At 63.1% G+C, this 290-nt stretch carries 1 protein-coding gene; it reads right to left on the reverse strand.

Going from position 1 to position 290, the window contains the following annotated elements:
* On the reverse strand, positions 1-290 hold a 290-nt coding region (locus EN808_RS35875), incomplete at both ends, for a DUF445 family protein (RefSeq protein WP_135918272.1).

Below are 290 nucleotides of genomic sequence, written 5' to 3' on the forward strand. Positions count from 1 at the left end.
GGATGCTTGGGGTCGGCCCGCACCTCATCGAGCAGCGACCCGGCCGAGGCGACGATCTTCTTCAGGAGATAGGCGTCGGCGCGAAACAGGTTGAAGAGCGAGGGCAATTCCTCGCGGATCTTCTCACGCATCGTCGCCAGGGCCTTTTCGTCGTTCAGGAAACGCCCGACCCCCCTGGTGAACTCGTCGAACAGCTTTTGATGGCGGCGGTCGTCGGTGAGCGCCGACAACAGCTCCGCGGCCAATGGCGCCAGCGGAACCTTTTCGATCTGCTCCAGCATGCGACTGGT

This window comes from Mesorhizobium sp. M8A.F.Ca.ET.165.01.1.1 (genome assembly GCF_004792065.1).
In the GTDB taxonomy this organism is placed as follows: domain Bacteria; phylum Pseudomonadota; class Alphaproteobacteria; order Rhizobiales; family Rhizobiaceae; genus Mesorhizobium.